The organism is Nonomuraea roseola (assembly GCF_039535395.1).
Classification (GTDB): Bacteria; Actinomycetota; Actinomycetes; order Streptosporangiales; family Streptosporangiaceae; genus Nonomuraea; species Nonomuraea roseola.
In genome coordinates this window covers 19,529-42,948 of record NZ_BAAAXC010000001.1, presented here as the reverse complement: position 1 = coordinate 42,948, position 23,420 = coordinate 19,529, and the positions used below count along the sequence as shown (strand labels likewise).

General features: G+C 69.6%; 24 protein-coding genes and 4 pseudogenes. 18 read left to right on the top strand and 10 right to left on the bottom strand.

Translation table 11 applies throughout. The features are described 5' to 3' along the window. The first annotated feature begins 164 nt into the window (after positions 1-164). On the top strand, positions 165-494 hold the full coding sequence (locus ABFX55_RS49610; protein ID WP_379479251.1) for a Tn3 family transposase: 330 nt from the start codon (positions 165-167) through the stop codon (positions 492-494). Position 495: 1 nt separating this feature from the next. On the opposite strand, the gene ABFX55_RS00245 is transcribed toward ABFX55_RS49610, so the two are convergent. Further along, positions 496-882, bottom strand: a complete 387-nt coding sequence (locus ABFX55_RS00245) for a cysteine peptidase family C39 domain-containing protein (protein WP_346116438.1) — start codon at positions 880-882, stop codon at positions 496-498. A gap of 479 nt (positions 883-1,361) precedes the next feature. Beyond that, positions 1,362-1,970: a helix-turn-helix domain-containing protein gene (locus tag ABFX55_RS00240; protein WP_346116436.1), complete on the bottom strand. Its 609-nt coding sequence runs from the start codon at positions 1,968-1,970 to the stop codon at positions 1,362-1,364. Positions 1,971-2,082: 112 nt separating this feature from the next. Here ABFX55_RS00240 and ABFX55_RS00235 point away from each other — a divergent pair, with 112 nt between their 5' ends. From ABFX55_RS00235 to ABFX55_RS00205, 8 genes and pseudogenes are all read left to right on the top strand, one after another. Then, positions 2,083-2,901, top strand: coding sequence for an MBL fold metallo-hydrolase (locus ABFX55_RS00235; RefSeq protein ID WP_346116434.1), 819 nt, complete (start codon positions 2,083-2,085; stop codon positions 2,899-2,901). A gap of 208 nt (positions 2,902-3,109) precedes the next feature. Beyond that, a pseudogene (locus tag ABFX55_RS49605) lies at positions 3,110-3,478 on the top strand (DUF4158 domain-containing protein); the annotation flags it as partial. A 244-nt stretch (positions 3,479-3,722) separates the two neighbouring features. Further along, positions 3,723-3,911, top strand: a pseudogene (locus tag ABFX55_RS49600) (Tn3 family transposase); the annotation flags it as partial. A gap of 349 nt (positions 3,912-4,260) precedes the next feature. Beyond that, positions 4,261-4,527 carry a hypothetical protein gene (locus ABFX55_RS00225; RefSeq protein ID WP_346116432.1) on the top strand — a complete coding sequence of 89 codons (267 nt, stop codon included), beginning with the start codon at positions 4,261-4,263 and terminating at the stop codon, positions 4,525-4,527. Between the two features lie 90 nt (positions 4,528-4,617). Further along, entirely contained in the window at positions 4,618-5,247 is a 630-nt protein-coding gene (locus ABFX55_RS00220) for a site-specific integrase (RefSeq protein ID WP_346116430.1), read from the top strand. A gap of 68 nt (positions 5,248-5,315) precedes the next feature. Then, positions 5,316-5,870: a DinB family protein gene (locus ABFX55_RS00215; RefSeq protein ID WP_346116428.1), complete on the top strand. Its 555-nt coding sequence runs from the start codon at positions 5,316-5,318 to the stop codon at positions 5,868-5,870. A 282-nt stretch (positions 5,871-6,152) separates the two neighbouring features. Next, positions 6,153-6,413: pseudogene (locus ABFX55_RS00210) on the top strand (tyrosine-type recombinase/integrase); the annotation flags it as partial. A 133-nt stretch (positions 6,414-6,546) separates the two neighbouring features. Continuing rightward, the gene (locus ABFX55_RS00205; RefSeq protein ID WP_346116426.1) at positions 6,547-6,750 is read left to right on the top strand and encodes a hypothetical protein; all 204 of its coding nucleotides are present in this window, start codon (positions 6,547-6,549) and stop codon (positions 6,748-6,750) included. A gap of 168 nt (positions 6,751-6,918) precedes the next feature. Here the strand turns inward: ABFX55_RS00205 and ABFX55_RS00200 are convergent, their stop codons facing one another. After that, entirely contained in the window at positions 6,919-9,135 is a 2,217-nt protein-coding gene (locus ABFX55_RS00200) for an MMPL family transporter (protein WP_346116424.1), read from the bottom strand. A 256-nt stretch (positions 9,136-9,391) separates the two neighbouring features. Here ABFX55_RS00200 and ABFX55_RS00195 point away from each other — a divergent pair, with 256 nt between their 5' ends. From ABFX55_RS00195 to ABFX55_RS00185, 3 genes are read left to right on the top strand one after another with little or no spacing between them, the layout of a single operon-like run. Beyond that, positions 9,392-10,618, top strand: coding sequence for a sensor histidine kinase (locus tag ABFX55_RS00195; RefSeq protein WP_346116422.1), 1,227 nt, complete (start codon positions 9,392-9,394; stop codon positions 10,616-10,618). After that, positions 10,615-11,361, top strand: a complete 747-nt coding sequence (locus ABFX55_RS00190; protein ID WP_346116420.1) for a response regulator — start codon at positions 10,615-10,617, stop codon at positions 11,359-11,361. Before ABFX55_RS00195 ends, ABFX55_RS00190 begins: the two co-directional genes overlap by 4 nt. A 42-nt stretch (positions 11,362-11,403) precedes the next feature. Beyond that, entirely contained in the window at positions 11,404-14,622 is a 3,219-nt protein-coding gene (locus tag ABFX55_RS00185; RefSeq protein WP_346116418.1) for an AfsR/SARP family transcriptional regulator, read from the top strand. On the opposite strand, the gene ABFX55_RS00180 is transcribed toward ABFX55_RS00185, so the two are convergent. After that, positions 14,610-15,326, bottom strand: coding sequence for a serine hydrolase domain-containing protein (locus tag ABFX55_RS00180; protein ID WP_346116416.1), 717 nt, complete (start codon positions 15,324-15,326; stop codon positions 14,610-14,612). The two genes, ABFX55_RS00185 and ABFX55_RS00180, sit on opposite strands and share 13 nt — an antisense overlap. 130 nt (positions 15,327-15,456) lie before the next feature. Beyond that, positions 15,457-15,897, bottom strand: a pseudogene (locus ABFX55_RS00175) (serine hydrolase); the annotation flags it as partial. 221 nt (positions 15,898-16,118) lie between these two features. Between ABFX55_RS00175 and ABFX55_RS00170 the strand changes: the two are divergent. The 5 genes from ABFX55_RS00170 to ABFX55_RS00150 all read left to right on the top strand — a co-directional run bounded on the left by ABFX55_RS00170 (position 16,119) and on the right by ABFX55_RS00150 (position 18,963). Beyond that, the gene (locus tag ABFX55_RS00170; protein ID WP_346116414.1) at positions 16,119-16,547 is read left to right on the top strand and encodes a hypothetical protein; all 429 of its coding nucleotides are present in this window, start codon (positions 16,119-16,121) and stop codon (positions 16,545-16,547) included. 285 nt (positions 16,548-16,832) lie between these two features. Further along, entirely contained in the window at positions 16,833-17,252 is a 420-nt protein-coding gene (locus ABFX55_RS00165) for a hypothetical protein (RefSeq protein WP_346116412.1), read from the top strand. Positions 17,253-17,254: 2 nt separating this feature from the next. Then, positions 17,255-17,479: a helix-turn-helix transcriptional regulator gene (locus tag ABFX55_RS00160; RefSeq protein WP_346116410.1), complete on the top strand. Its 225-nt coding sequence runs from the start codon at positions 17,255-17,257 to the stop codon at positions 17,477-17,479. Between the two features lie 49 nt (positions 17,480-17,528). Then, positions 17,529-17,951 carry a DUF4386 domain-containing protein gene (locus ABFX55_RS00155; RefSeq protein ID WP_346116408.1) on the top strand — a complete coding sequence of 141 codons (423 nt, stop codon included), beginning with the start codon at positions 17,529-17,531 and terminating at the stop codon, positions 17,949-17,951. A 40-nt stretch (positions 17,952-17,991) separates the two neighbouring features. Next, positions 17,992-18,963, top strand: a complete 972-nt coding sequence (locus ABFX55_RS00150; protein ID WP_346116495.1) for an NAD(P)-dependent alcohol dehydrogenase — start codon at positions 17,992-17,994, stop codon at positions 18,961-18,963. Between the two features lie 26 nt (positions 18,964-18,989). Here the strand turns inward: ABFX55_RS00150 and ABFX55_RS00145 are convergent, their stop codons facing one another. Together ABFX55_RS00145 and ABFX55_RS00140 are read right to left on the bottom strand one after the other, a co-directional pair. After that, positions 18,990-19,451: a VOC family protein gene (locus ABFX55_RS00145; protein WP_346116406.1), complete on the bottom strand. Its 462-nt coding sequence runs from the start codon at positions 19,449-19,451 to the stop codon at positions 18,990-18,992. Next, on the bottom strand, positions 19,448-20,035 hold the full coding sequence (locus tag ABFX55_RS00140; RefSeq protein WP_346116404.1) for a DinB family protein: 588 nt from the start codon (positions 20,033-20,035) through the stop codon (positions 19,448-19,450). Before ABFX55_RS00140 ends, ABFX55_RS00145 begins: the two co-directional genes overlap by 4 nt. Before the next feature lie 60 nt (positions 20,036-20,095). Here ABFX55_RS00140 and ABFX55_RS00135 point away from each other — a divergent pair, with 60 nt between their 5' ends. Further along, positions 20,096-21,094, top strand: coding sequence for a helix-turn-helix transcriptional regulator (locus ABFX55_RS00135; RefSeq protein WP_346116402.1), 999 nt, complete (start codon positions 20,096-20,098; stop codon positions 21,092-21,094). Positions 21,095-21,146: 52 nt separating this feature from the next. Here the strand turns inward: ABFX55_RS00135 and ABFX55_RS00130 are convergent, their stop codons facing one another. The 3 genes from ABFX55_RS00130 to ABFX55_RS00120 form a co-directional block, all read right to left on the bottom strand. Continuing rightward, positions 21,147-21,419, bottom strand: a complete 273-nt coding sequence (locus ABFX55_RS00130) for a hypothetical protein (protein WP_346116400.1) — start codon at positions 21,417-21,419, stop codon at positions 21,147-21,149. A 133-nt stretch (positions 21,420-21,552) separates the two neighbouring features. Further along, on the bottom strand, positions 21,553-21,837 hold the full coding sequence (locus ABFX55_RS00125) for a putative quinol monooxygenase (RefSeq protein WP_346116398.1): 285 nt from the start codon (positions 21,835-21,837) through the stop codon (positions 21,553-21,555). Between the two features lie 346 nt (positions 21,838-22,183). Continuing rightward, a complete protein-coding gene (locus ABFX55_RS00120) occupies positions 22,184-22,510 on the bottom strand; it encodes an SET domain-containing protein-lysine N-methyltransferase (RefSeq protein WP_346116396.1) in 327 nt (108 codons plus the stop codon). Between the last annotated feature and the right edge of the window lie 910 nt (positions 22,511-23,420).

The window sequence follows — 23,420 nt, the reverse complement described above, 5'->3', positions numbered from 1 at the left end:
AGCACTTTAGAGTCCTAGACGTTAGGTGATCATAAGGATCGCTGTACAGAGGTCGTGGTCATATTCCGACGACTTCTCGATAAGCGCTGAGCCGCAGGTCAGCTGAGTGCTGGGGGGTTGCAGCACGTCGAGTCGGTCTCGCAACCTCGGCCTGGCCAGGGGCTATGAACGCGGCATGGAAGGACCAGGTGGGCGCGCTCGGCCTCGGGCTGAACGCCATAATCTGGTGGAATTCGCTCTGTATCGATGCGGCGGTCAAGAAGCTGGACAGCGGCGCGCTGGGTATCAAGGGCGGGCAGGTCACCCCGGAGATCCGCGCCCACGTGCTGCCTCTCATGTTCGAGCACATCAACTTTCACGGCTTTCTACCCGTTCAACCGCCCCGAGGTCGGCGGAGAACTCCGCGAGCTTCACAACCCGGCCGCCACAGAAAACGACAGGTAGCATGCCGGAGATCGCGAGAGCCGCTGGCGTCGGGGTCGCGGTGGACCTGATCTACCGCAGGGTCACGGCGATGCCGCGACCGCCGAAGAAGCTCTCGAACACCTCGATGGGCATGACGGCGCGGCGGGCGGTCGCGGTGTGGCCGGAAGGGTGGCCAATGTGCAGCGTGCCGTGGTCGTGGCCGGTGAGCAGGACCAGGTGCCCGCCGCGGCCGGGAGCCGGCAGGGTGGGGCGGCGGATCTCCTTGTGGACCGAGGCCATGACCAAGTGACCGTCGGCGAGCAGGGCGGGCAGGTCGGCGACGGCCAGGTGCGGGAGCACCCGGGCGGTCAGGTCGTGTTCGGCGCGGACGAACTCGGCGAATGGCGCGTAGTACAGGCCCTTGATCGTCGCGTCGGCCTCTTCACAGTAGCCGTCGTAGGCGCGGCAGTCGCGCACGAGTTCCAGCAGGGCGGGGCGTGGCCGTCGCGGTGGTCGAGGATCATCTGCAGGCAGGCCATGCCGCAGGCGTGCCGGCACCAACGGCCGTACTCGGCCTGGCTGGTGGCGCCGGAAGCTCGGCACTCATGTACTGGGTGAACAGGCTGATGCCGTCATGAAGGGTCCGCTGCGCGCTGCGCGCTCCCGTGCAGGCCAGGGCACCCCACAAGTTCCCCGCTGCCCACCGCGCGGCCGACCAGCGACCGGAACGTGGTCCAGGCGATGTTGCCGCCGGACAAGACCACACCGACATCCGCACCGTTGCGGGACGCCTCGGCCACGCAGGCGGGGGAACGACTACGTTGCGGGTCTACGCCGCATGGGTGGAGGAATCGGACCGACACGCCGCGGAGCTGCTCACAAGTCGGCTTCCCGAAGAATGCCGTGAGGTTGGCGATGCCCAGCCAGCTTTGTCCAGGCCCGCAAGCTGCGGCCGATCAGGTTCTGCGCGAGATGACCATGATGTATTCGCAGGGAGCGTTCGTTCGGTTGGCGAAGCCGTGGTCCGCGTCGGCCTGCATGAACAGGGAGTCGCCTGTGTTCAGGGTCTCGTTGATCCCGCCGATCGCGACGGTGAGGGTACCTTCGAGCACCACGAGTTGTTTCTCCGTACCCGGCGGATACGCGGGCAGCAGCCCGGTAGAGACCTGCGCGGGGAGATAGTGGACGACCATCTCGGCTCCTCCCGCGCCCGGGGCCGCTGACACCATGTGCCGCTCGAAGCCGGTTTCCGGGTCACGGAAAACGGGGCGTTCGTTCTTGCGCATGACAACGGCCACACCAGACGCGGCAGGAGCTGGCGCACCGATCAGGTCCGAGAGCGACGCGTCGAGCGCGTGGGCGATCCTAGACGCGACGCCGATCGTCGGGCTCTTCTCACCACGTTCGACCTTGGACAGCATCGCCCGGCTGACCGACGACTGTGCAGACAACTGCTCCAGCGTCAGGCCCGCCTCCTCGCGGCGTCGCCGCACGTTACCGCCGAACGCGCCGGCCAGGTCGTCACCGTGCTGTAGTTCGGCCGCGTTTCCGTCTTGCTCGACCACCGTGCTCCTCGATCGATGAGTACCTCACTGCCCACAGTGTAGAGTTTCTCCTAAAGAAGATATAGTCTTCTATCGGAGACAGGCGATGTGCGCCCAACACGACGGAGGTTCCATGCGTTTGATCTCGAGTGGCCAGCACCATGCGACGTTCGAATTCGGCGATCTGCAGGTGATCTCGTTGCGAGACGGGTACATCGACATGCCGCCGACACGGCTCCGCGACGAGGATGGGCGCACGCTCAATGAGCTGCCAGCCGCCGTCCCGCTGGCCGGCGACAACTTGCGGCTGTCGGTCAACGCCTTCTTCGTCACCGACGGCACGCGGTCGGTTCTCATCGACACCGGCGCGTCCAACGTCTGGCACGACCCCACCATGGGATTGATCTACGACGCGCTGGACGAAGCGGGAATCGACCGCGCGCAGGTCACCGATGTGGCCATCACCCACAAGCACGAAGACCACGTGAGCGGCCTGATCGCGCCGGACGGTTCAGAGGCGTTCACCAAACTCGAGCGCGTGTGGATCGGCGCGGGCGACACCTCGGTGTTCACGGGGCGGCTCGAGCCGATCCGCGACCGGGTCGTACCCGTGTCGGAGAAGGTCGCGATCAACGACTGGATCACCGCGATGCCGACACCGGGCCACACACCCGGTCACACCGTCTACGACGTCAGGAGCGGCACCGGCCACCTTCTCGTCTGGGGCGACACCGTTCACGTTCCCACGCTCCAATTCGATCAGCCGAACGTGTCCTGGGAGCTCGACGGCAACCAGTCCCAGGCCCGCGCCGCGCGAGCGGCCCTCCTCGAACAACTGACCCAACCACACCACTTCGTAGCCGGCGCCCACCTCGACTCACCCGGCATCGCCCGCGTAACCGCCTCCGGCGACGGTTATGCGCTGGAATACCTCGCACCACCGATCGGCTGATCGAGCCTGTCGGCTCCGGGCCGCGCTCGCGATGGCGGCCAGGGAGGGGTGCCGGTAAGAATCGCGTCATGAGCCCCAAACGGCGTTGATCTTGCTGTGATTCGCCTGGTCAATGCTGGTTGTTCATGACCCGCCCCCCGATGCACATCGACGAGTTGGTTGAGCACTGGACGATCCTGGATGAAGAGCGCGATCTGATCGCAGGAAAACGAGGTGCCACACGCTCGGCTTCTCGATCTTGCTGAAGTTCCATACGCAGTACGGCCGCTTCCCGCGGGGGCGCTCGGAGCTGGCCGACGAGGTCATCGAGCACGTGGCCAAGCAGGTCCAGGTGCCCGCCTCGGAGCTCGGCTTCTACGAGTGGTCAGGCTCCACGATCGAGTACCACCGCAATCAGATCCGCACGCATCTGGGCTTTCGTGCCTGCACGACCGCGGACGCGGCGAAGGTCACGGTGTGGCTGACCGAGAATGTCGCTCACGCCGAGCGGCGGGCCGGGCGGGTACGGGAGGAACTGCTCAAGCACCTGCGCGAGGAGCGGATCGAGCCACCCACTCCGGGCCGGATCTCTCGGATCGTGGCCTCGGCCCTGCACAACGCGGAGGTCACCTGGTCCCTGCGGATCTCCTCACGGCTCACTTTCGAGACCACACAGCACATCTACGCCCTGGTCGGCATCGACGATGACGACGACGCGGAGGAGGAAGCGGCCGAAACGCTGGCCGAAGAGGAGGACGGTTCCGACCTGCTCGCGCTCATCAAGTCCGCTCCGGGCAACGTGAGCCTTGAATCGATGATGACCGAGATCCGCAAGCTGGTGCCTGCGCATCCTGCAGGCCGCGCTCGTCTACATCAACACGCTGATGCTGCAGGACGTCCTGGCCGATCCGGAGTGGGCCAAGCTGCTCAAGCCCGCTGATCGGCGAGGGCTGACCCCGCTGTTCTGGCAACATGTCCAGCCCTACGGCGAGGTACGGCTGGACGTCGCCAAGCGCCTGCCGCTCGGCGGCGCGAGCACCGCGCCTCTTCGTCGTAGAGCGGGTTGCCGTACCCGGAGAGGACGACGGTGGCGCGGCACGCGCGAAGGGCTTGGGCGAGGCCCCGGTGCGCCGCGTCGCTGCCCATCTCGTGACGGTAGTTCCGCTCCCTGGTCCCCGCGAGAGAGGGGGTTGAGGAGCATCGGAACGAAAACCGGCGCTAAGCCTTGATCGGCCCTGGTGGGCGGTCGGTGACGCCGGCGGCGTCGGCCTTGCCACGGATAACGCCCTATTATCTGGGGCATCGTTGATCGCGACCTGCGGCGACGGTTCCGGGCTGCTACGCGAAGCGGCCCTGTTATCTGCGGCAAAGGGGGAAGCGGTGGCCACCGTCGCGCAGCTGCCCGCCGGGAAGGCGCTCACCGTCCGCGGCGCCGCGGACGCCTTCCTCGACGCGCTCGGCAACCCGAACACGGTGCGCAACTACGCGATCGGCGTCGGCAAGACCGCCGAACGGGTCGGCGAGGGCCGGCCGCTCGGGCAGGTCGCGGACGACGAGATCGGCGAGGCCCTCGAAGCGCTGTGGGGCTCGACGGCGGTGAACACCTGGAACACCCGCCGGGCGGCGGTGCTGTCCTGGCTCGCCTGATGCGCCGAGCGAGGCTTCGACGGCCCGGAGGTGCCGGCCTGAGCCAAGCGCTTGACCCCGCCGGACTCCGAGACGCCGGCGCGCTCGAAGATGGCGATCGACCGACTGATCGCCCGCCGCGAGGTGCACCTGCGGGAGAAGTGCTTCTACCGGATGCTGTACGAGACCGTGGCGCGGGCGGAGGAGATCCTGCCGCTGAACATCGAGGACCTGGACTTCGCTGGCCGCCGCGCGCTGGTGAAGGCCAAAGGCGCGCAGTCCAAGGCCCGCCGCCGCGGCCAGGCCCGCGAGGATTTCGTGCTGGAGCCCGTGTACTGGGACGCCGGCACCGCCCGGCTGCTGCCGCGGCTGCTGAAGAACCGCGCCCGCGGCCCGGTGTTCGTCACTCACCGCCGCCCCGGGCCGGGCAAGGTCGTCTCGTCGCGGGACGTGTGCCCGGATTCCGGGCTGGCCCGGCTGTCGTACGGCCAGGCCCGCGCCCTGCTGGACGAGCACACCGCGCTGCACGGGGCGGGCACAGGCTGGGATCTGCGCGAGTTCCGGCACTCCGGGCTGACCCACCTCGGGGAGCAGGGGGCGAGCCTGCTGATGTTGCTGGCCAAGTCGCGGCACAAGAAGGCGGAGAACGTCCGCCGCTACTTCAAGCCGTCGCCGGACGCCATCGCCGAACTCACCAGCCTGCTCGCACCCGGCGACACACGCCGAGGCGGCGGCACGTGACCGAGTCGGCCGACCCGTCGATCCTGATCATCCCGACCGACCCGAAACCACCGAGCCCTGGAGTTGACATGACTGACATGATCGTGCCCGACCCCGCCACGCGGGACATTCTCGCGATCTTCGAAAACGTGCGATACCGGCTGTTCGAGCGCCTGAAGGATCTGACCGACGCCGAGTACCACTGGGAGCCGGTCAGCGACTGCATCAGCATCCGCCCCGGCGACGACGGCGTCTTCCGCGTCGCCACGCTAATTCCGGAATCGAGTCCGGAGGCGCCGGACCCCGTCACGACGATCGCCTGGCGCATCTGGCACATCGGCAGCCTCTGCCTGCGCGGCTATGTGATCCACTTCTTCGAGGACGTTCCCGAGTTCGGCGACCGCCACGAGTGGCCGGGCACCGCGAAAGAGGGCGTCCAGGCGCTCGCCGAGGACTGGGAGCACTTCATCTCCCGTATCGCAGCCCTCGGCGACGAGCGCCTGTTGGCGCCGATAGGCCTGGGCCCCGGCGGTTGGGCCGATGAGACGTACCTGAAGCTCGCGCTGCACGCTCTGAAGGAGGTCGCGCATCACGGCGGCGAGATCGGCCTGCTGCGCGACCTGTACCTGCGCGAAGCCGTCTGATTTCGGCGGTGGGCGACCTTGTCCGGCGGCCGTGTGCCGCCAGACAACGGCCGGGGTCGGCGGCTGTCTCCTTCCTCCCGGTCTACTCATCGGCCGCGTCTGGGTCACGCAGGGGCCTCATACCGCCGGGCAGATCGGGCAGCCGGAAGGAGTGGCGGCCCAGCACGTTGACGTGGTGGCGCACGAACGGCGACAGACGGGCCACGTCCTCGTCACGGACGTCGAAGCCGGGACGTACGCCTAACCTGGCCGGGCGCCGCCACCCAGCGAGCCCCGTTCCTCAACCGCCGCGGCGGGCGCCTGTCCACCCGCGCCGCCTCGGCCATCTTCACCGCCATCGCCCAGGCCGCCGGTTTGGAGGACCCCACCACCGCCCACAGCGGCCGCCACACCTTCGTCACCCAGCTGATTCGCGGCGGCGAAGACCTCGTCACCGTCGCTGAACCGGCCGGCCACTCCCGCCTCGACACGCTGCGCATCTACAGCCAGCCCACCGATGACGACAAACAGGCCGCCCTGCGCCACCTCACCGTTGACCGCTAGCCAACATGGGCGAGATGACCACCGACCCAGACGACACCAACCCGCCGAGCGGAATCAACAAGCTCAAGGCCCCAGCACCCACACCGTGCCTGTCCGGCCCGACGGCTGGCCGGACTGGCACGGACGACGTCCCATGACCAGAGACGACAGAGCCAAGATCCGCAAAGCCCTCGAAGCCGGGCTTCCCGAAGGGCCGCTCACCGAGTGCGGTCCGTTCCTGTGCCACCTCACCATCGACGGCCTTGAGCACAGCGATCCACGCAAGCTCATCGCGCTGCGCGGCCGCATCCACGCCGCCGCCCGCACCGCTGCGGAAGGACGCCAGACCGTCTACTGACCTGCGGCTCGGCGCTTATCGAGAAGTCTCGTTGGAATATGACCACGACCCCGTACAGGCCGCGCCCGTCGGCGCCCGAGGCGGGCCCATCACTAGCCGGCCGTCAACCGTTGGCAGACCCTCGCCCCGCCCGGGAACCCGGAGGCCTGAGGCACTCCGATCCGCACCTCAGCAGGCCGTGACCCGGTCGGGTTGCGGGGCAGGCACGGTCGCACGGTCCTGCGGGTGGCCGCCCGCGGTGGGCCCCGGGCGGACCGGCCACCAGACGGCCCGGCCGAAGAGTGCGGCAAGGGCGGGGACCAGCACCAGCGACACGATCAGCGCGGAGAGCATGATGCCGAGCGTCATCGCGAAGGCGATCTGCTCGTTGCCAGGGGAGGTGGCGAGGCCGGCGAAGGAGGCTGCCAGAACCAGTCCGGCCGTCGCGATGGCCGGCGTCGTGTGCCGTACGGCGCGGGCCACGGCGGCGCGGGCCGGACCCGGTCGCTGCATCTCCTCCCGGATCCGGTCGGCGATCAGAATGTTGTAGTCGGTGCCCAGGGCCACGACGAACAGGAACAGCACCAGCGGCAGGGTGAAGCTGACCCCCGGCCTACCGAGGGCGTGCTGGAACAGCAGGGTGACGGCGCCGAGGGTGGCGGCGAAGCCGAGCCCGACAGAAAGCATAAGGATCACCGGGGCGAGCAGGCTGCGCAGCAGCAGCAGCAGGATCAGCGCGATCAGCGCGGCCGCGACAGGGAACACGATCGTGAGGTCGTGGTCGACGGCGGTCGAGATGTCGGCGATGATCGCCGGCGTCCCGCCCACATGTGCCGTCGTCCCGGCGGGCGTGTGCTGGGCGACCGCGGCCCGGATCGGTCCTGAGGCCAGGTCGCGAGCCTGCTGGCTCTGCGGGTCCGCGGTCGGGTAGAGGTCGATCCGGGCGGCACGGTGGTCCTTGTTCAGGACGGCCCTCGCCACCTGGCCCACGCCCTTGACCCGGGTGAGCGCACGGGAGAGACCGTCGAGCCTGCCGGCGGTGAGGGCTGCGCCGTCCGCGGAGGTGACGAAGACGCTCGTCGGGTCCGACACGCCGGCAGGCAGCGTGCGGGAGATCTCGGCCGCGGTGGCTGCGGCGGGGGTCCGGGCACCGGGGTCGCCCTGGCCGTAGTCCATGCGGATGCCGATCAACCCGGCGGCCAGCGCGGCAAGCAAGGCGATGGAGGCGGTCAGCATCATCAGCGGTCGTCGCGTGACCAGCACGCTCAGGCGGGCGGCACGGCCCTCGCGCGCCTCGGGGCGCAGGGCCGCCCTGGAGGGCCAGAACATCGCCCGCCCGGTGGCCGCGAGCAGCGCCGGCAGCAGGGTGAGGCTGCCCAGCAGCATCACCAGGACCGCGACGGCGATCGCGGGGCCCATCGAGCGGAACTGCCCGAAGGTGGCCAGGCCCAGCGTGGCGAAGGCGGCCACGATGGTCAGCGCCGCCGAGGTGATCGCGGCGCCCACCCGGCCGGAGACCTGCGCGGCCACCTCGCGGGCGGACTGCTCGGGCCTGGCCCGCAGATGCTCGCGGAAGCGGAACAGCAGGAACAGCAGGTAGTCGATGCCGATGCCGAGCAGGACCACGTTGATCAGCCCCGGGGTGCTCGCGTCGAGCTTGAGCCCGGTGAGCATCGCGGCAGCCGCGACGGCTCCCGCAGCCACGGAGCCGATCACGGCGACCGCGAGCAGCGGCAGCAGGGCCGCCAGCACGCTGCGGAACACCAGGACGTTGAGCAGGACGATGAGCCCCATGACGAGGGCGCCCCCGACCGTCGTGGCGGTCTTGTGGGAGTCGACGGTGTCGACGGTGTCGGCGAGAGCCCCGGTGAAACCGGTGCGCATCCCCGCCTCGGCGAACTGAGTCCGGGCGGCGTCCCTGAAGGTCCGGTAGACGCCTTGGACCCCCTTGTCCGCGCGATTGCCGATCAGCTCGACGGACAGCAGTTCGAAACTCCGGTCGGGCGCCGTCATGACCGGGGCGATCCGGGGAGTCTGGGAGCGGTCCGGGATCAGGAACTGCTGCGGGCCGTCATCTTCCCTGGGCATGATCACCCGGCGCTTGCCCAGCTTCGCCGCCTCGGACTCCACCCGCTTCCGGTCGGCGGCGCTGAGAGCCTTGCCGTCGGACCGGGCCACCAGCACCGTCACCGTGGTGGCGTCGGGGTTGACCCCGAACTGCTCCTTGGCGATGTGCAGCGCGGCGGCCGAGTCGTAGCTCAGGGGCAGGAAGTCCCCGGCCTGGTTCTGGGTGACGCGGTCGAACAGCGTCGGGGTCAGGGCGCTCAGTGCGACACCCAGCACCGCCCAGAGGGCGATGACCTTCCATGGGTGTCTGGTGGAGTATCCGGTCAGGGCGCGGATCACGATGTCCTCCGGCGGACGGACTTGCATGCGGATGTCTGCCGGGGGCTCCCGGCCGGTATCCAGACCATCACCGCGAGAGGCGGCAAACCTCCTGGCAGCGGATGATCCGGACCGGGGCCCTGGGGCCTTCCCCCGGCCGGCGACCAGGCCCCTGGTCCTGGTCCTGGTCGGCGAACCACCGTCGCCGTCGCCGGCACCGCGGCTGCTGTGCAACCCTGTTCCGGGGGCCGGAAGGCCGGATACAGGGGGAACAGACATGCCCAGGAGCCGACACGTTCGGCCTGGCGATGCCCGGGAGCTGCCGCACATCGACAGCGCCGAGCCGCCTTGGACCCGTAACGACGCGCTCGTGACCGGCGGGGCCTGCGTGATGAACCTGCTCAGCTACGTGTTCTTCAACGCCCCCGACGGCCGCCACGCCGTGAGCGTGGCCGGGTTCCTCTTCGTCGCGCTGGCGGCCCTGCCGCTGCTCGCCCGGCGCCGCCACCCGGTGGCGGCGCTCACCGCCGTCCTGATACTCGATGCGACGGCCACCCTGACCGTGCCACTGCCCAGGCACTTCGGTGCCGTCCTGGTGGTCGCCCTGTACTCGGTCGCCAGGGCCTGCCCCGGCCGGGTGACGGCGCTCGCGGCCGCCGCAACGGTATCGCTGACGCTGCTGAGCCAGAGCAACGGCCGCATTCCGCCCTGGCAGGACGCCGTCACCTCGCCCCTCACCACCCTGATCGTCGTCGGCACCGCCATGGCGGTCAACCGCTGGCAGCGGGAGGTGGCGGCCAACCGCAGACTCCTTGCCGACCGCGCGGTGGCCGACGAACGCCGCCGCATCGCACGGGAGTTGCACGACATCGTGGCCCACCACATCACCACCATGCAGATGATGGCCGGCGGAGCCCGCGCCAACATCGCCGAACCGGAGGTGGTCCTGGACGCCCTGCTCACCCTGGAGTCCTCCGGGCGGCTCGCACTGCGCGAGATGCGCCAGCTCCTCGACGTGCTGCGGGACAGCGACGAACCGGAGAGCGCGCCGTCACAGCCGCAGCCGGGCGCCGACGACCTCGGCCTCCTGGTGGCCGAGTCCCGCCTTGCCGGACTGCCGACCGAGTTCGGCGTCCACGGGCCGCAGCGACCGTTGCCGCCGACCATCGGCCTCACGGTGTTCAGGATCGCCCAGGAGGCCCTCACCAACGCCCGCAAGCACGCGGGGCCCGCCCGCGCGTCCGTACAGCTGACCTACCGTCAGGATCGGGTCACCGTCGAAGTGCGAGACGACGGCGGGGGCACACCGCCGCAGGAGGGGGCGTCGGCGGTGGGCGCCGGCGGATACGGCCTGATCGGCATGCGCGAGCGCGTCGCCCTGCACGGCGGCACCCTCACCGCCGGCCCGCAGGCCGACGGGGGGTTCGCCGTGGTGGCCGACCTGCCGCTGAGCACGGACGAGGCGGCCGAGGCGGCCGTCCAGCACGAGAGGGCACGCCGATGACCGGGACCGGGCCGACGACGACAACGCCGCCGACGCCGACGCCGACGCCGAGGATCAGGGTGCTGATCGTGGACGACCAGCTGCTGGTCCGGCGCGGCCTGTCGCTGATCCTCTCCCCCAACCCGTCCTTCGACGTGGTGGGAGAGGCCGAGAACGGCGCGCAGGCCGTCACCCTCGCCCACCAGCTGCGCCCCGACGTCGTGGTGATGGACATCCGGATGCCCGTCCTCGACGGGGTCGGCGCGACCAGGCAGCTCGCCGCCACCCTGCCCGGCTGCCGGGTCCTGGCCCTCAGCACCTTCGACATGGACGATTACCTCGTGGGTGCCCTGCGCGCAGGAGCCTACGGGTTCCTGCCCAAGGACAGCTCCCCTGAGGACCTGAGCGCCGCGATCCACACCGTCCACGCCGGCGACGCCGCCGTCGCGCCGCGCCTGCTCACCCGGCTGATCTCCACCTACGTACGGGCCCCTCACGGCGCGCGGCCGACCCCCACCGGCCTGGACGAACTCACGCCCCGCGAGGTCGAGGTGTGGCGTCTGATGGCCACCGGCCTCGACAACACCGAGATCTCCCGCGTCCTCGACATCAGCCTGTCCACCGTCAAGAACTACATCACCAGCATCTTCGGCAAGCTCTCCGTGCGCGACCGCGCCCAGGCGGTCATCGTGGCCTACGAATCCGGCCTGGTCACCGCCCGCGCGGCAGCCGGGGACCCGCCCGGCGACGGGCACACCCGATAGCGGGGACCGGCGCTCCCTTCCCCAGCTGACACACTGCTGGCCATGGCAGATGCGATCGAGGCGTGCGGCGACAGCGGAGGGGTGCGCGTCGGCGTCCTCGGCCCCCTGGAGCTGGACACCGCTACCGGCCCGACGCCGGTCGGGGGCGCGCGGCTGCGGGCGTTGCTGGCCCGGCTGGCACTGGAGGCCGGGCGAGCCGTCCGGCCGGAGACCCTGGCCGAGGCGCTGTGGGAGGAGGAGGCACCGGCCGACCGCCTGCACGCGCTGCAGTCGCTGGTGTCCCGGTTGCGGCGCGTCCTGGGCGATCCGGGGCTGCTCACCTCGGGGCCGGCCGGTTACCGGCTGGCTGTCGAGCCGGACGCGGTCGACGCCGTCCGGTTCGAGCGGCTGGCCCGCGCCGGCCGGCGCTCGCACGCGCAGGCCCGGCCCGCCGAGGCCGCCGCCACCTTGCGCGAGGCCCTGAGCCTGTGGCGCGGCCCCGCACTGGCCGACGTGCGCGAGGCGCCGTTCGCCGCCGCCGAGGCCGAACGGCTCGAGCGGGCAAGGCTGGCCGCCCTGGAGGACCGCATCGAAGCCGAGCTCGCGCTGGGCGCCGACCTCGACCTGCTCGCCGAGCTCGAATCGCTGACCGCCGCGCACCCGTTGCGCGAACGGCTGGCCGCCCAGCTGATCCGAGCCCTGGCGCTGAACGGCCGCGGCGCCGAGGCGCTGGCCGCCTACCAGCGGATCCGCGACCTGCTGGCGGACAGTTTCGGCAGCGATCCAGGACCGCAGCTGCAGGAGGCCCACCTGGCGGTGTTGCGCGGCGAACTCCCCCGTTCCCGCCGATCGCACGGCAACCTGGACGTCCCGCTCACCAGCTTCGTGGGCCGCGACGACGACGTCCGCCGCGTGGTCGACCTGCTCGGCCGAGTACGGCTGGTCACCCTGGTCGGCCCAGGAGGAGCGGGCAAGACCCGGCTGGCCAACACCATCGGCCGGCAGCTCACGCCGTCCAGCGGGGTGTGGTTCGTCCCACTGGCCCCGGTCAGCGCCGACGACGTGCCCCGCGTGGTGCTCGAGCTATTGCGGGTGCGCGAAGAGGGCCCGCCGCCGCGGGCAGTCACCCCGGAGACGGTTTTGGACCACCTGGTCGAGACACTCGCCGACGACGACCTGGTGCTGGTGCTGGACAACTGCGAGCACGTGATCGAGGCCGCCGCGACGCTCGCAGGATCCCTGCTCGGCCGGTGTCCGAGGCTGCGGGTGCTGGCCACCGGTCGCGAACCCCTGCGCATCGACGGCGAGACCTTGCACCCGGTGCTCCCCCTGGAGCTGCCCGAACCTGGAGCGACGGTCGAGCGGGCCCGTGCCTGCGCCGCGATCCGGCTCTTCCACGACCGGGCCGCCGCGGTGCGGCCGGGCTTCACCACGGAAGGCGGCGCGCTGACCGCGGCGATCGAGATCTGCCGCCGCCTGGACGGCCTGCCGCTGGCGATCGAGCTGGCCGCGGCACAGGTGCGCGCCCTGCCGGTCGAGGCGGTCGCGGCACGGCTGGACGACCGCTTCAGGCTGCTCACCGGGGGCAGCCGCACCGCACTGCCGCGACACCGGACCTTGAGCGCCGCGGTGGCCTGGAGCTGGGACCTGCTCGACACCGACGAGCGAGCGCTGCTGGAACGGCTGTCGGTCGTGCCCGGCAGCTTCACCGAGGACGCGGCGGAGGCCATCGGCCGGTTGGGCGAGGTCCGGGAGCTGCTGACGGCGTTGGTCGACAAGTCCCTGCTGCACCCGGTGGAGACTGCCGACCCGGTCGAGCCGCGCTACCGCGTGCTGGAGACCATCCGGGAGTACGGCCTCGAGCGACTGGCCCGGCGGGACGAGGCCGACGACGCCCGTGGCAGGCACGCCCGGTTCTTCCTTCAGCTGGCCGAGAGCGCGGACCCGCACCTGCGCACGTCCGACCAGCTGCGTTGGCTGGTGCGCCTGTCCGCGGAACGGGACAACCTGTCGGCGGCGATCCGCTGGGCGGCCGGGTCCGGCGACGCCGACCTGGCGGTCAGGTTCGGCGTCGCGCTGTGCTGGAACTGGTTCCTGCGCGACAACCCGCCGGAGTCGCTGGACCTGCTCGGCCGGATGCTGCAGGCGCGCGGCTCGACCGACCCGCAGGCGCGCGCGCTCGTGGTCGCCGCGCACGCGCTCGCCACCGTCGAGACCCTCAGCCGGCCGGACGAGGCCGAGGCGGCCTTCGACCGGATCGCCAAGGCGCTGGAGCACCTCGCCCCCGGCACCCACCCCATCGTGGAGATGGCCCGGCTGGCGCTCGCCGTGGGCTCGGCCGATCGAGCCGCACCGGACGTGCCGGCCTCCCCTGACGAGCGGACCGATCCGTGGAGCCGGTCGTTGACGCTCCTGGTTCGAGGCGTGCTGGCCATGAACACCGGGCACGCCGCCGAGGCGGCGCACGTGCTGTCGCGCGCGCTGACCGGCTTCGAGGAACTCGGCGAGCGGTGGGGCCTGGGCATCACGCTGAGCACCCTGAACGCGGCGTTGCAGCGGGCCGGCGACCCGGCCGGTGCGGCGGGACTGGCCGAGCGGGCCGGCCGGTACTTCCAGGAGCTCGGCATGCCCGAGCACACGATGGAGAGCGAGGTGGCGGCCGCGCTGCACCGGGCCCAAGCAGGCGACGTGAACGGCGGGCGGCGGCAGCTGACCGACCTGCTCGACCAGGTCGAGCAGGTCGGGTCGGCCGAGTCGCGGGCTCAGGTGTGCCTGGGCCTGGCACGACTGGAGTGGCGCGCAGGGCGGCCGGGGCCGGCCCGCGAACACGCCAGGGCCGGCCTGGCCGAGGCGCCACCCGGCCGGTCGACCCCGCACCTGGCCGCGTTGCTGCTGGGCGTGCTCGCCCAGGCGGACGTCGCGCAGGGTTGCCCTGACGAGGCGGTACGCAGGCTCGACCACCCGGCGGTGCACATGACGCTGACCTGGCAGACGCCGGTCGCGGCCTCGATCGCGGTCGTGCTCGCCGCGATCGAGCTGTGCCGCGATCGGCAGGAGCGGGCGGGACGGCTGCTCGGGGTCGCCACCGCGCTGCGGGGTTGGAACGACCTCGACGACGTCGACGTACGGATGATCACACAGCGGGCCACGGCGGCCCTGGGCGCCGCAGGGTTCGCCGCCGCGCACGCCGCGGGTGCGGCGATGTCACGGGCCGAAGCCGAAGACCTGGTGTCCGCGATCATCACCGCACCCGCGACCGACCGCGCCGGTCAGCCGGCCTGAGCGGCGGCCGGGACGGGCTTGCCGAACATCGTGCAGGTCACGGCGCTCTGGAGCGCCTGGGCGGCCTTGGCGATCTTCGGGTCGGCCTCGAACTCGGCCCAGAACTCCGTCGCGATGAGGACGGTCGCCGTGCGGCTGCCGGTGCGGTCGGCGAGGTTGGTGGTCAGGTAGCCGGGCATGCCGCCGTCGTGACCCCAGAACGTGCCGCACGGGGTGGCGCCGGTCTGGATGCCCAGCCCGTAGCCTGGCCCGTCCGGCTGCCGTGAGTCCACCGGCACCGTGGTGCGCAGCTGTGCCATCTGGGCGGCGGGCAGCAGCTTGCCGGACAGCAACGCGGTGTGGAACCGCGACCAGTCCTGCGTGGTGGACACCACCGCCCCGGCCGCCCCGCCCCACCCCGGGTCGTTGTCGGAGACGTCCACGTGACCGTTGCGGCGCTCGCCTGCGAGGTGCCTGAACTCGGCCGGCACGCTCGGCGGCATGTGGGCGGCATCCCGTTCGTAGCCGTGGGCATGAGAGCCACGCCAGGTGGAGCCCGTGGCGTAGTAGGTGTGCCTGAGGCCAAGCGGCCGGGCGATCCGGTCCCGGACCAGCTCGGCCAGGCCCTCCCCTGTGACCCGCTCCAGGACGGCGCCGAGCGCGGCGTAACCGGTGTTGCTGTAGGACCACTTCGTGCCCGGCGCGAACAGCGGATCGTGCTTCACCCCCCACGGCGAGCAGCTGCGCCGAGGTCCACCGCCGCCGATCCTTGCCGAGCATCGAGGGCCGGATCGCGGCGTCATCGGTGTAGTCGAACAGGCCGCTGGTGTGGTTCAGCAGCATGCGCAACGTGATCGCCCTGCCGCCCGGCACCTTGCCCGGCAGCCACTTCTCCACCGGGTCGGTCAGGGAGAGCTTGCCCTCGGCGACCAGCTGCAGCACGAGCGTGGCCACCATGGTCTTGGTGTTGGACCCCATCCGGAACTCGTCCCCCACCTTGAGCAGGTGATCCCGCCTGGTCCAGGGGGCCTGCGCGGCGATCTCGACCGGACGGCCGCGGCCGTCGTCGACCCGCACGATCACGCCGGGCGCCCCGGCCTCCACCAGCCTGCGCGCCAACTGCTGTAGCTGAGCGCGCTGCGCGGCGGCCTCGCTCGAGGCGGCGGACGGCGTGGCCGCGGCGGCAGCCGGCAGCGCCGCGGCCACGGACAGACTCAAGGCCAGCGCCGACGCCGTGACCGTGCACAGCCAACGCGGCCGCACAGCGCGATCCGAGGAAAAAACATGTGATGACATCGACCCGTTCCTCCGGGTTATAGGCGACGCGGACGACCTCACCCTCCAGCCCGCCGCTCACAAACCGCACTCAGCACGCTGTCAGCCGCCCCACGGGCATCGCCCCGCGAAGATCGCTTCCGTCATAAATGATCTTAGAACACATAGAGTATTTGATCAGCGACTACGGGTAACTATCGCGACGGAAGATCGGATCATCACCCACAGAGGGACACATCAGCATGTACAAGCACGTCATCCCAGTGCTGACCGCAGCCACCACGGGCCTGCTCCTGTTCGCGGGGCCCGCCGCCGTGGCCTCGTCATACCAGACGCCCGTCAACGCCGCCGGGCGGCCGGCCGCCGACTTCCCGGAGCCGGACAAGGGCCACAAGGGATTCTCCGGATGGGAGCGCGTGGTCTCACCGCTCACGAGCGTGGCCACGGGGCAGCTGGGGAGAGTCGTCGAGGTGTCGTGCAGCGAGGGCAAGCGAGTCCTCGGCGGCGGCCACCTCATCGAGTCCGGAAACCGCGTCCAGGACCGGGACGTGCATGTGGTCGCGAGCCGGCCGAACGAGTCAGGCACCGCCTGGCAGATCGGGATCACGAACCTGTCCGCCATCAGCTACAGCGTCAAGGCCTATGCGATCTGCGCCAACGTGGGCCAGTGACGTGAGACCGCACCACCCACGCGCCTAGGCATGTCCACCAAGCCCACGACATGGGCTGAGCAGGACCGTCGCCTCGCAGGCCGGGAATGCCCGGCCTGCGAGGCGACGCCCGTTTCGACGGAAACCGCCTGGTCAGGCCGGACACGTCGACCGAGACACGGAACATCGCTTCCGCGGTGAGCGCCGCGGCCCCACCCAGGAGAAGTTAAGAATCGTTGACATCATGTCTATCCTGCTTTACGTTGAACCATGTCAGGTTTGTTTTACATGGAAGCAGGCACAGACATGTCATTCGAAGAGAAGCACGCATGGATCTACGCCGCGATCGCGGCCGGCGTACCGGTGATCTACTTCGCGCTCCTCCTGCGCCAGGTCCCCACCACCGACGTCACACAGATCGCCTACGTGACCCCCATGCTCGCCGCCATCGGCACCGCCATCGCCGCCAACATCATCACGACCATCGCCGCCGCACTCGCCTCCCCCAAGGAGGCCGACAAGAAAGACGAGCGCGACAAGCAGATCAACCGGCTCGGCGAACACATCGCGTTCTACGTCATGAGCATCCTCGCCCTCATCCCACTCGGCCTGACAATGGCCGAATTCGCCCCCTTCTGGATCGCCCACACGCTCTACCTGGCATTCGTCCTGTCCGCGCTCACCTCGTCGATCGTGAAGATCGTCGCGTACCGCCGAGGCCTCTGACCGTGCCCAAGCCCACCAAAGTCACCAACTCGATCCGAGCCCTGCGCTTCACCCACGGCGAGATGACACAGGCCGACCTGGCCGAACGCATCGGCGTGACCCGCCAGACCATCATCGCCATCGAACAGGGCCGCTACTCCCCCTCACTGGAAATGGCATTCCAGATCGCACGGGTCTTCCAAGTGCCGCTCGACGACGTCTTCCAGTACCCCGACACCCAGACATAGCCGCCACACCCCACCCGGCGCCCGAGCACACCGCCTCGTCGCCGTCGCCGTGGCCATCACCTGCCTCAACATGGTCCACCACCTCGCCGCCCTCCTCCTCGCCACCGAGACCCCCTACACCAACGCCCTCGGCCCCCACGCCTCCGACGCGCTGGTACTGCTCATGTTCGACCTCCACCACCACGGCTACCTCATCGCACAGATCTTCTTCGGCCTGTGGCTACTCCCGCTGGGATACCTCACCTACACCTCCCGCCTGTTCCCCCGCGCCCTCGGCGTCCTCCTCGTCGCCGGATGCGCCGGCTACCTCCTCGACACCCTCGCCCTGTTCCTGGCCCCAGACCTCGGAACGGCCCTGAACCCCTACCTCGTCGCCCCCGCCGCCATCGCCGAGATCACGATGCTCCTCTGGCTGCTCGTCAAAGGCGTGAAAACCCCGCAGCAGGACGGCCGAGCCCCCCTCCCAGCCTGAACCACACACCGAAAGGCACCCCATGACCCACGTGACGACCATGAAGGCGATCTTCCGAGACACCTACTGCTCACCCGACGCGCTGCAACTCGGCGACATCGACAAACCCACCATCGGACACGACGACGTGCTCGTCCGCGTCCACGCCGCCGGCGTCGACCAAGGCGCCTGGCACCTGGTCACCGGCCTGCCCTACCTACTCCGCCTCGCAGGCTTCGGACTGCGCACCCCCAAGACCCGCGTTCCCGGCCACGACGTCGCAGGACGCGTCGAAGCAGTCGGCCAGAACGTGACCCGCTTCCAACCAGGCGACCAAGTGCTCGGCACCTGCGACGGCTCCTTCGCCGAGTACGCCGGCGCCCACCACGACGCATTCGTGCACAAGCCGTCCACCATCACCTTCGAACAGGCAGCGGCGCTCCCCGCCTCCGCCTGCGCCGCCCTCCAAGGCCTCCGCGACAAAGGACGACTCCAAGCCGGACAGAAAGTACTGATCACCGGAGCAGGCGGCGGCGTAGGAACGTTCGCCGTACAACTGGCCAAGGCATACCAAGCACACGTCACAGGGGTCTGCCGCACGACCAAGACAGAACTGGTCCGATCCATCGGCGCCGACGACGTCATCGACCACACCCGCGAGGACTTCGCCGACAGACCAGGCCGCTACGACCTCATCCTCGACACCGCAGGCAACCGCCCCCTCTCACACCTACGACGCACCCTCACCCCCACGGGCACACTCGTCATCGTCGGAGGCGCGCAGACAGGACGATGGACAGAGGGCGCCGACCGCCAACTCCGAGCCGGAATGCTGTCACCGCTCATCCGCCAGAACCTCACCGGGCTGATGTCGACACCCCGCCGGCAAGACCTGCAGACCCTGACAGAACTCATCGAAACCGGCAAGCTCACGCCGATCATCGACAGAACCTACCCCCTGAGCCAAGCCCCACAGGCCCTCCAGTACCTGAGAAGCGGCCACGCGACCGGCAAGATCACCCTCACCCTCTGACGCCCGGCCACAGAAACCGAACCACGTCAGTCCAGGCAGAACTCGTTACCCTCAGGGTCCGCCATCACGATGAAACCCGCGCTCATCGGAGGAGCAGGCTCATGGCGACGCACCCGCCTCGCACCCAGCGCGACGAGCCGGTCGCACTCGACCTCCAACGCCGCCATCCGCTCCTCCCCCTGCAACCCAGGAGCCGCACGAACGTCGAGATGAACGCGGTTCTTGGCGACCTTGTCCTCCGGCACCTGCTGGAAGAACAGCCGCGGCCCCCTCCCGTCCGGATCCTCGAGCGCCGAACTCGAATTACGCTGCTCCTCCGGCACACCCACCCGCGCGAGAAAGTCATCCCACGCCGCCAGCGGGTCGCCATCCCCAGGCAGATCGACCCCAGGCGGACCGGGATGGACATAGCCCAGAACGTCGCGCCAGAAGCACGACAACGCCCGCGGGTCATGCGCATCGAAAGTGACCTGAATGTGGCGGCTCATCGATCTTCTCCGTTCGTCACAGACTTCGTGTGCACGTAGAGGTCCCGCAGCAGGCAGACCTCGGACAGATGGTGAATCAGCTCCCGATGAACATGCAGCACCAGATCAGCCATGGGCGCCTCGGGAAAAGGCTCCTTCTCCCCCACCGGAACCCGGAGCCCGGCCTCACCCAGGCCCCCCACCCCCGCCAGCCAGACCTCCAGCTGAACCTCGAGCTGGCCGAGCGCGGCGGCCGCCCCACCGGCGTACTCCCACGACTCATACGACGCCGCCGACGCGCCGAAATGCGCCGCATTACGCGCGGCGAGCACACCGACGATGACATGACCGAGCCGCCAGGCGATCGTCGTGAAGGCCGCAGGAACCGGCTCGGGAAAGGCATAATCCAACGTGAAGTCCCCGGCACCCACCTGCACAGGCGCCGCCGAGCTCCCACGCGGCCGCACACTCCAGGCATCCGGCACCGGCGACCAGAAATACTCCTCGTCGGTGAGGCCCTCCAGCCGGGCCCGGACCTGATGATTCCAGTGGAACTCCCACTGCTCGCGCAGCGTCCGGTTCCAGTCCGGTTCGTCTCCATCCATGGAACCACCCTGACACCCCTAGCGGACAGCATCGGTCCGCTATCTGGCAGGCTGGGCCACATGGACGCGGCAAGCAGCCAAGAACGAGGAACGACGGAGCGAGTACTCACCCTCCTCGGGCTCCTGCAGCAGCGCCAGGTCTGGACCGGCCCCGAACTCGCCGACCGGCTCGGCGTCACACCGCGCACCGTACGCCGAGACATCGAACGACTCCGCACACTCGGCTACCAGGTACAAGCCAGCCAAGGCGTCGGCGGCGGCTACCAACTCGGCCCAGGACAAGACCTGCCACCACTGCTCCTCGACGACGAAGAAGCGATCGCCACCGCGGTCTCCCTGCTCACCGGCGCGGGCGACGCCATCACCGGCGCCGGCGACGCCGCACTCCGGGCACTCACCAAACTCGACCAAGTCCTGCCCACCCGGCTGCGACACGAAGTACGCGCACTCTCCGGCTCGGTGGAGTCCTTCGGCGGAGGCCGCACACCGGCCGACCCCGACACACTCATGACACTGGCCAAAGCCTGCCGCGACGAGGTCGAAGCCGGCTTCGACTACCCGTCAGGAAACCAGACCCGACAACGACGCGTCGAACCCTACCGCCTGGTCGCCTCCGACCGACGCTGGTACCTCCTCGCCTACGACCTCGACCGCGACGACTGGCGCAGCTTCCGCGTCGACCGCATGACCCAGGTGTCCGCACGAACCTGGCGCTTCAACCCGCGCCCTGCACCCGACGCGGCAACATACGTCCAGGAAAGCGTGGCGAGCCGGGTCTACCCGCACCAGGCACGCTTCCTCGTGCACGCCCCGGCCGACACGGTGCGCGCACAGATTCCACCATCGGCGGCCGTCGTACGACAACGAGGGAGCGAACTCTGCGAAGTGATCAGCGGCGCCGGCAGCCTCGACTTCGTCCTCATGCACGTACTCCTCCTGGGCCACGACTTCGAGGCACTCGACCCCCCGGAGCTCAGGAAACGCTGCCGCGCACTGGCGGAGAAACTGCTGTCAGCCGGTGCGACCACCTCACCGGCGCCGGACCCTGAGCAGCCATGAACCGCGACCACGCCGACGCCGGAGCAGCGCCCCGACGCGACGAGATCACCCGCTACATGCAGATGGGAACGCAGACCCACCTGCCCTGCCAGAACCAGCACCGCTCACACACACTGAACCCACGCTCACCCTCCGCCACCACCGAGGCCCGCTCCATCCCCAAAGGCGCCAGCAGACCCGAGAGCTGCCCCTCGTCGCCCGCCTCAACAGCGGCACTGAACCTGCCCTCGAAGTCCTTGTCATATTTCAGCAGGACGGCCAGCTCATGGAACTGCCGAGCGTGACGCAGCAGATCATCGGCCGTCGGCCGCGCATCGTTGGTCATGCCGCGAGCCTCCCCCGGAGGAAGCGACCGAAGCCTGCCCTGGACAGATATTTGCCAAGGTCAACGACTGTATGAGGCCACCATGGTGCTCACCGGGGCGACGTCACCACACACCCGGACCCCACCCGGCCGATCAGGCAGGGCCGACACCCGAGATCTCATAGCGAGCCACATCAGCGGCGCGAATCACCGCCGCCTGGTCGTCGCTCGGCCCTGAGCCGCGGAAGGCTTCGAGACTCTCCCCGGACTCCCACCGCTCATAGACATTGATCCGGTCGGCCTCGACGAGGTCGGCGCTGAGCGCGAAGTCGAGACAGCCGGACGAGGCCCGCGCCTGCTCGACCACGCTCACACAGCCCCGCAGGTAGTCGTCGCGGCTACCGGGATCGACGCTGATCCAGCCCGAAATGATGATCACGCCGCCATCATACGAACCGCCCGCGTCCGCCTGCGCCTTTGTTGCGGGGGTCGGTGTTGGTGTGACTTGGAGGCGCAACAGCCGGACGCCTTTACAAAGTAGATCAACTCATCCGTCACGCCCTGCGGTGTCGGCGTTGATCTACCTTCCGGTTCAGCCTGGTTGCGGGCCACGGTCCTGCCCCATGCCCTTCTCGCTGCTGAGCAGGTGCCCCCGTAGCCGCCCCCCTCCCCCGAGAAGCCGCCGGCTCTTCCGGCTGGAAGAATCCCCCGGCCACCAAGCCCCCCTGGGCCCGTGTGATGGGGCACGGCGCAGGTACCACACGGGCCGACCAGTCACGTCTCTGTCATTCCGGTCGGTCACTGAGCGTAGAGGTCCCGGTGATTGGTGATGAGTGGTCAAGGGCGGCGGCTTTGATGCGTGCGAGCAGGGGTGGGCTCCAGTGGGTGCCGTAGGTGGCCTGCAGTCGTGACAGTCGCCAGTCGTTGCCCGTGACGACGCCACGACAGAAAGGCGTGTCACAACGGCAGGCCATCGACCACGCTTCGACGCCGGTGTGCGTGGCGTAGTCGATGGTGAGCTCCTCTCCTGGACCGATACCGCGTCGTGCGATCACCGTTGCCGCGTCGCGGTGCCAGAGAGTGGGGTCGCAGGAGTGGTTGCCGTAGCGCACCGGATGAGCGGGATCGAGAAGCAGGTGGACGCCTTCGGCAACGGTGAGGCTGCTGTAGGGCGGTGTGAGGCGGGCCAGAGCTTGATCGCGAACAGGCCGGTGCCGTGGATCGGGGAGCGCCGGGGCTGAGCGCTCGGAGTGAGCCAGCAGTCAGCCTCGTATGTCCCGCTCATCATGAGGCGTCCTCCCCAGGCGAGATTCCCTCGACCAGTCGATCCGATCAATGGGCATGGTCGGCCCGTTACGGCCCGGCCGCCAAGACACCCACCCTGCGGGGTGGCGACGAGCCGCGCAAGGGGGCGACGCCGCCGTGCTGAATCTGTTGGCCAAGGCGGAGCGGGCGGGCAAGGCCGCTTGAGGGAGTTCCCTTGACCGTCCGCGCGCCAGGTCCGGTGGATGGCGATCGCGACGCCACCACCAGATCAAGCCTTCTACATCGCGAGCGGGTTCTTCCCGTACGTGCTCGGCATCGAAGGCGACAGCACCGACCCCGGCGCCCGCGTCATCATGTGGCCCAGGAGACCACCGGCACCCAGAGCCAGCCGTGGACCATGACCACTGAAGGCCGCGTCGACGCCAACCGCACCGATCCCGACACCGTGGTCATCGTCTGGCCGCTGGAGGGAGGTTGTTGCCCAGGGCGCTCAGGATCCGCCCGTCCGGCGTTGTCGTCCTCACGCTGTGCGACCCGATAGACGACGCGAACACGACTCGAGTGGAGGGCGTAATCGTGTAATCATCACTCCTAGGAGTGATGCTTTGGGCCACTCTGAGGTATAACGCCACCTACGCCGGAATCGCCTAAGATGGGTAAGTGATCTTGCGCGACGGCCTCCGGCAGCTGACACGGCCGATCATCCAAGCCCTCGTCAAGGGAGAAGCCGGACCGTCGTTCCCCCGGTCACGCCGT

Coding starts and splice junctions, on each gene's coding strand:
- ABFX55_RS00235 (WP_346116434.1), top strand. CDS start 2,083: ATGCGTTTGATCTCGAGTGGCCAGCACCATGCGACGTTCGAATTCGGC.
- ABFX55_RS00190 (WP_346116420.1), top strand. CDS start 10,615: ATGACCGGGACCGGGCCGACGACGACAACGCCGCCGACGCCGACGCCG.
- ABFX55_RS49610 (WP_379479251.1), top strand. CDS start 165: ATGAACGCGGCATGGAAGGACCAGGTGGGCGCGCTCGGCCTCGGGCTG.
- ABFX55_RS00165 (WP_346116412.1), top strand. CDS start 16,833: ATGTCATTCGAAGAGAAGCACGCATGGATCTACGCCGCGATCGCGGCC.
- ABFX55_RS00195 (WP_346116422.1), top strand. CDS start 9,392: ATGCCCAGGAGCCGACACGTTCGGCCTGGCGATGCCCGGGAGCTGCCG.
- ABFX55_RS00130 (WP_346116400.1), bottom strand. CDS start 21,419: ATGACCAACGATGCGCGGCCGACGGCCGATGATCTGCTGCGTCACGCT.
- ABFX55_RS00215 (WP_346116428.1), top strand. CDS start 5,316: ATGACTGACATGATCGTGCCCGACCCCGCCACGCGGGACATTCTCGCG.
- ABFX55_RS00150 (WP_346116495.1), top strand. CDS start 17,992: ATGAAGGCGATCTTCCGAGACACCTACTGCTCACCCGACGCGCTGCAA.
- ABFX55_RS00145 (WP_346116406.1), bottom strand. CDS start 19,451: ATGAGCCGCCACATTCAGGTCACTTTCGATGCGCATGACCCGCGGGCG.
- ABFX55_RS00135 (WP_346116402.1), top strand. CDS start 20,096: ATGGACGCGGCAAGCAGCCAAGAACGAGGAACGACGGAGCGAGTACTC.
- ABFX55_RS00140 (WP_346116404.1), bottom strand. CDS start 20,035: ATGGATGGAGACGAACCGGACTGGAACCGGACGCTGCGCGAGCAGTGG.
- ABFX55_RS00220 (WP_346116430.1), top strand. CDS start 4,618: ATGGCGATCGACCGACTGATCGCCCGCCGCGAGGTGCACCTGCGGGAG.
- ABFX55_RS00170 (WP_346116414.1), top strand. CDS start 16,119: ATGTACAAGCACGTCATCCCAGTGCTGACCGCAGCCACCACGGGCCTG.
- ABFX55_RS00205 (WP_346116426.1), top strand. CDS start 6,547: ATGACCAGAGACGACAGAGCCAAGATCCGCAAAGCCCTCGAAGCCGGG.
- ABFX55_RS00185 (WP_346116418.1), top strand. CDS start 11,404: ATGGCAGATGCGATCGAGGCGTGCGGCGACAGCGGAGGGGTGCGCGTC.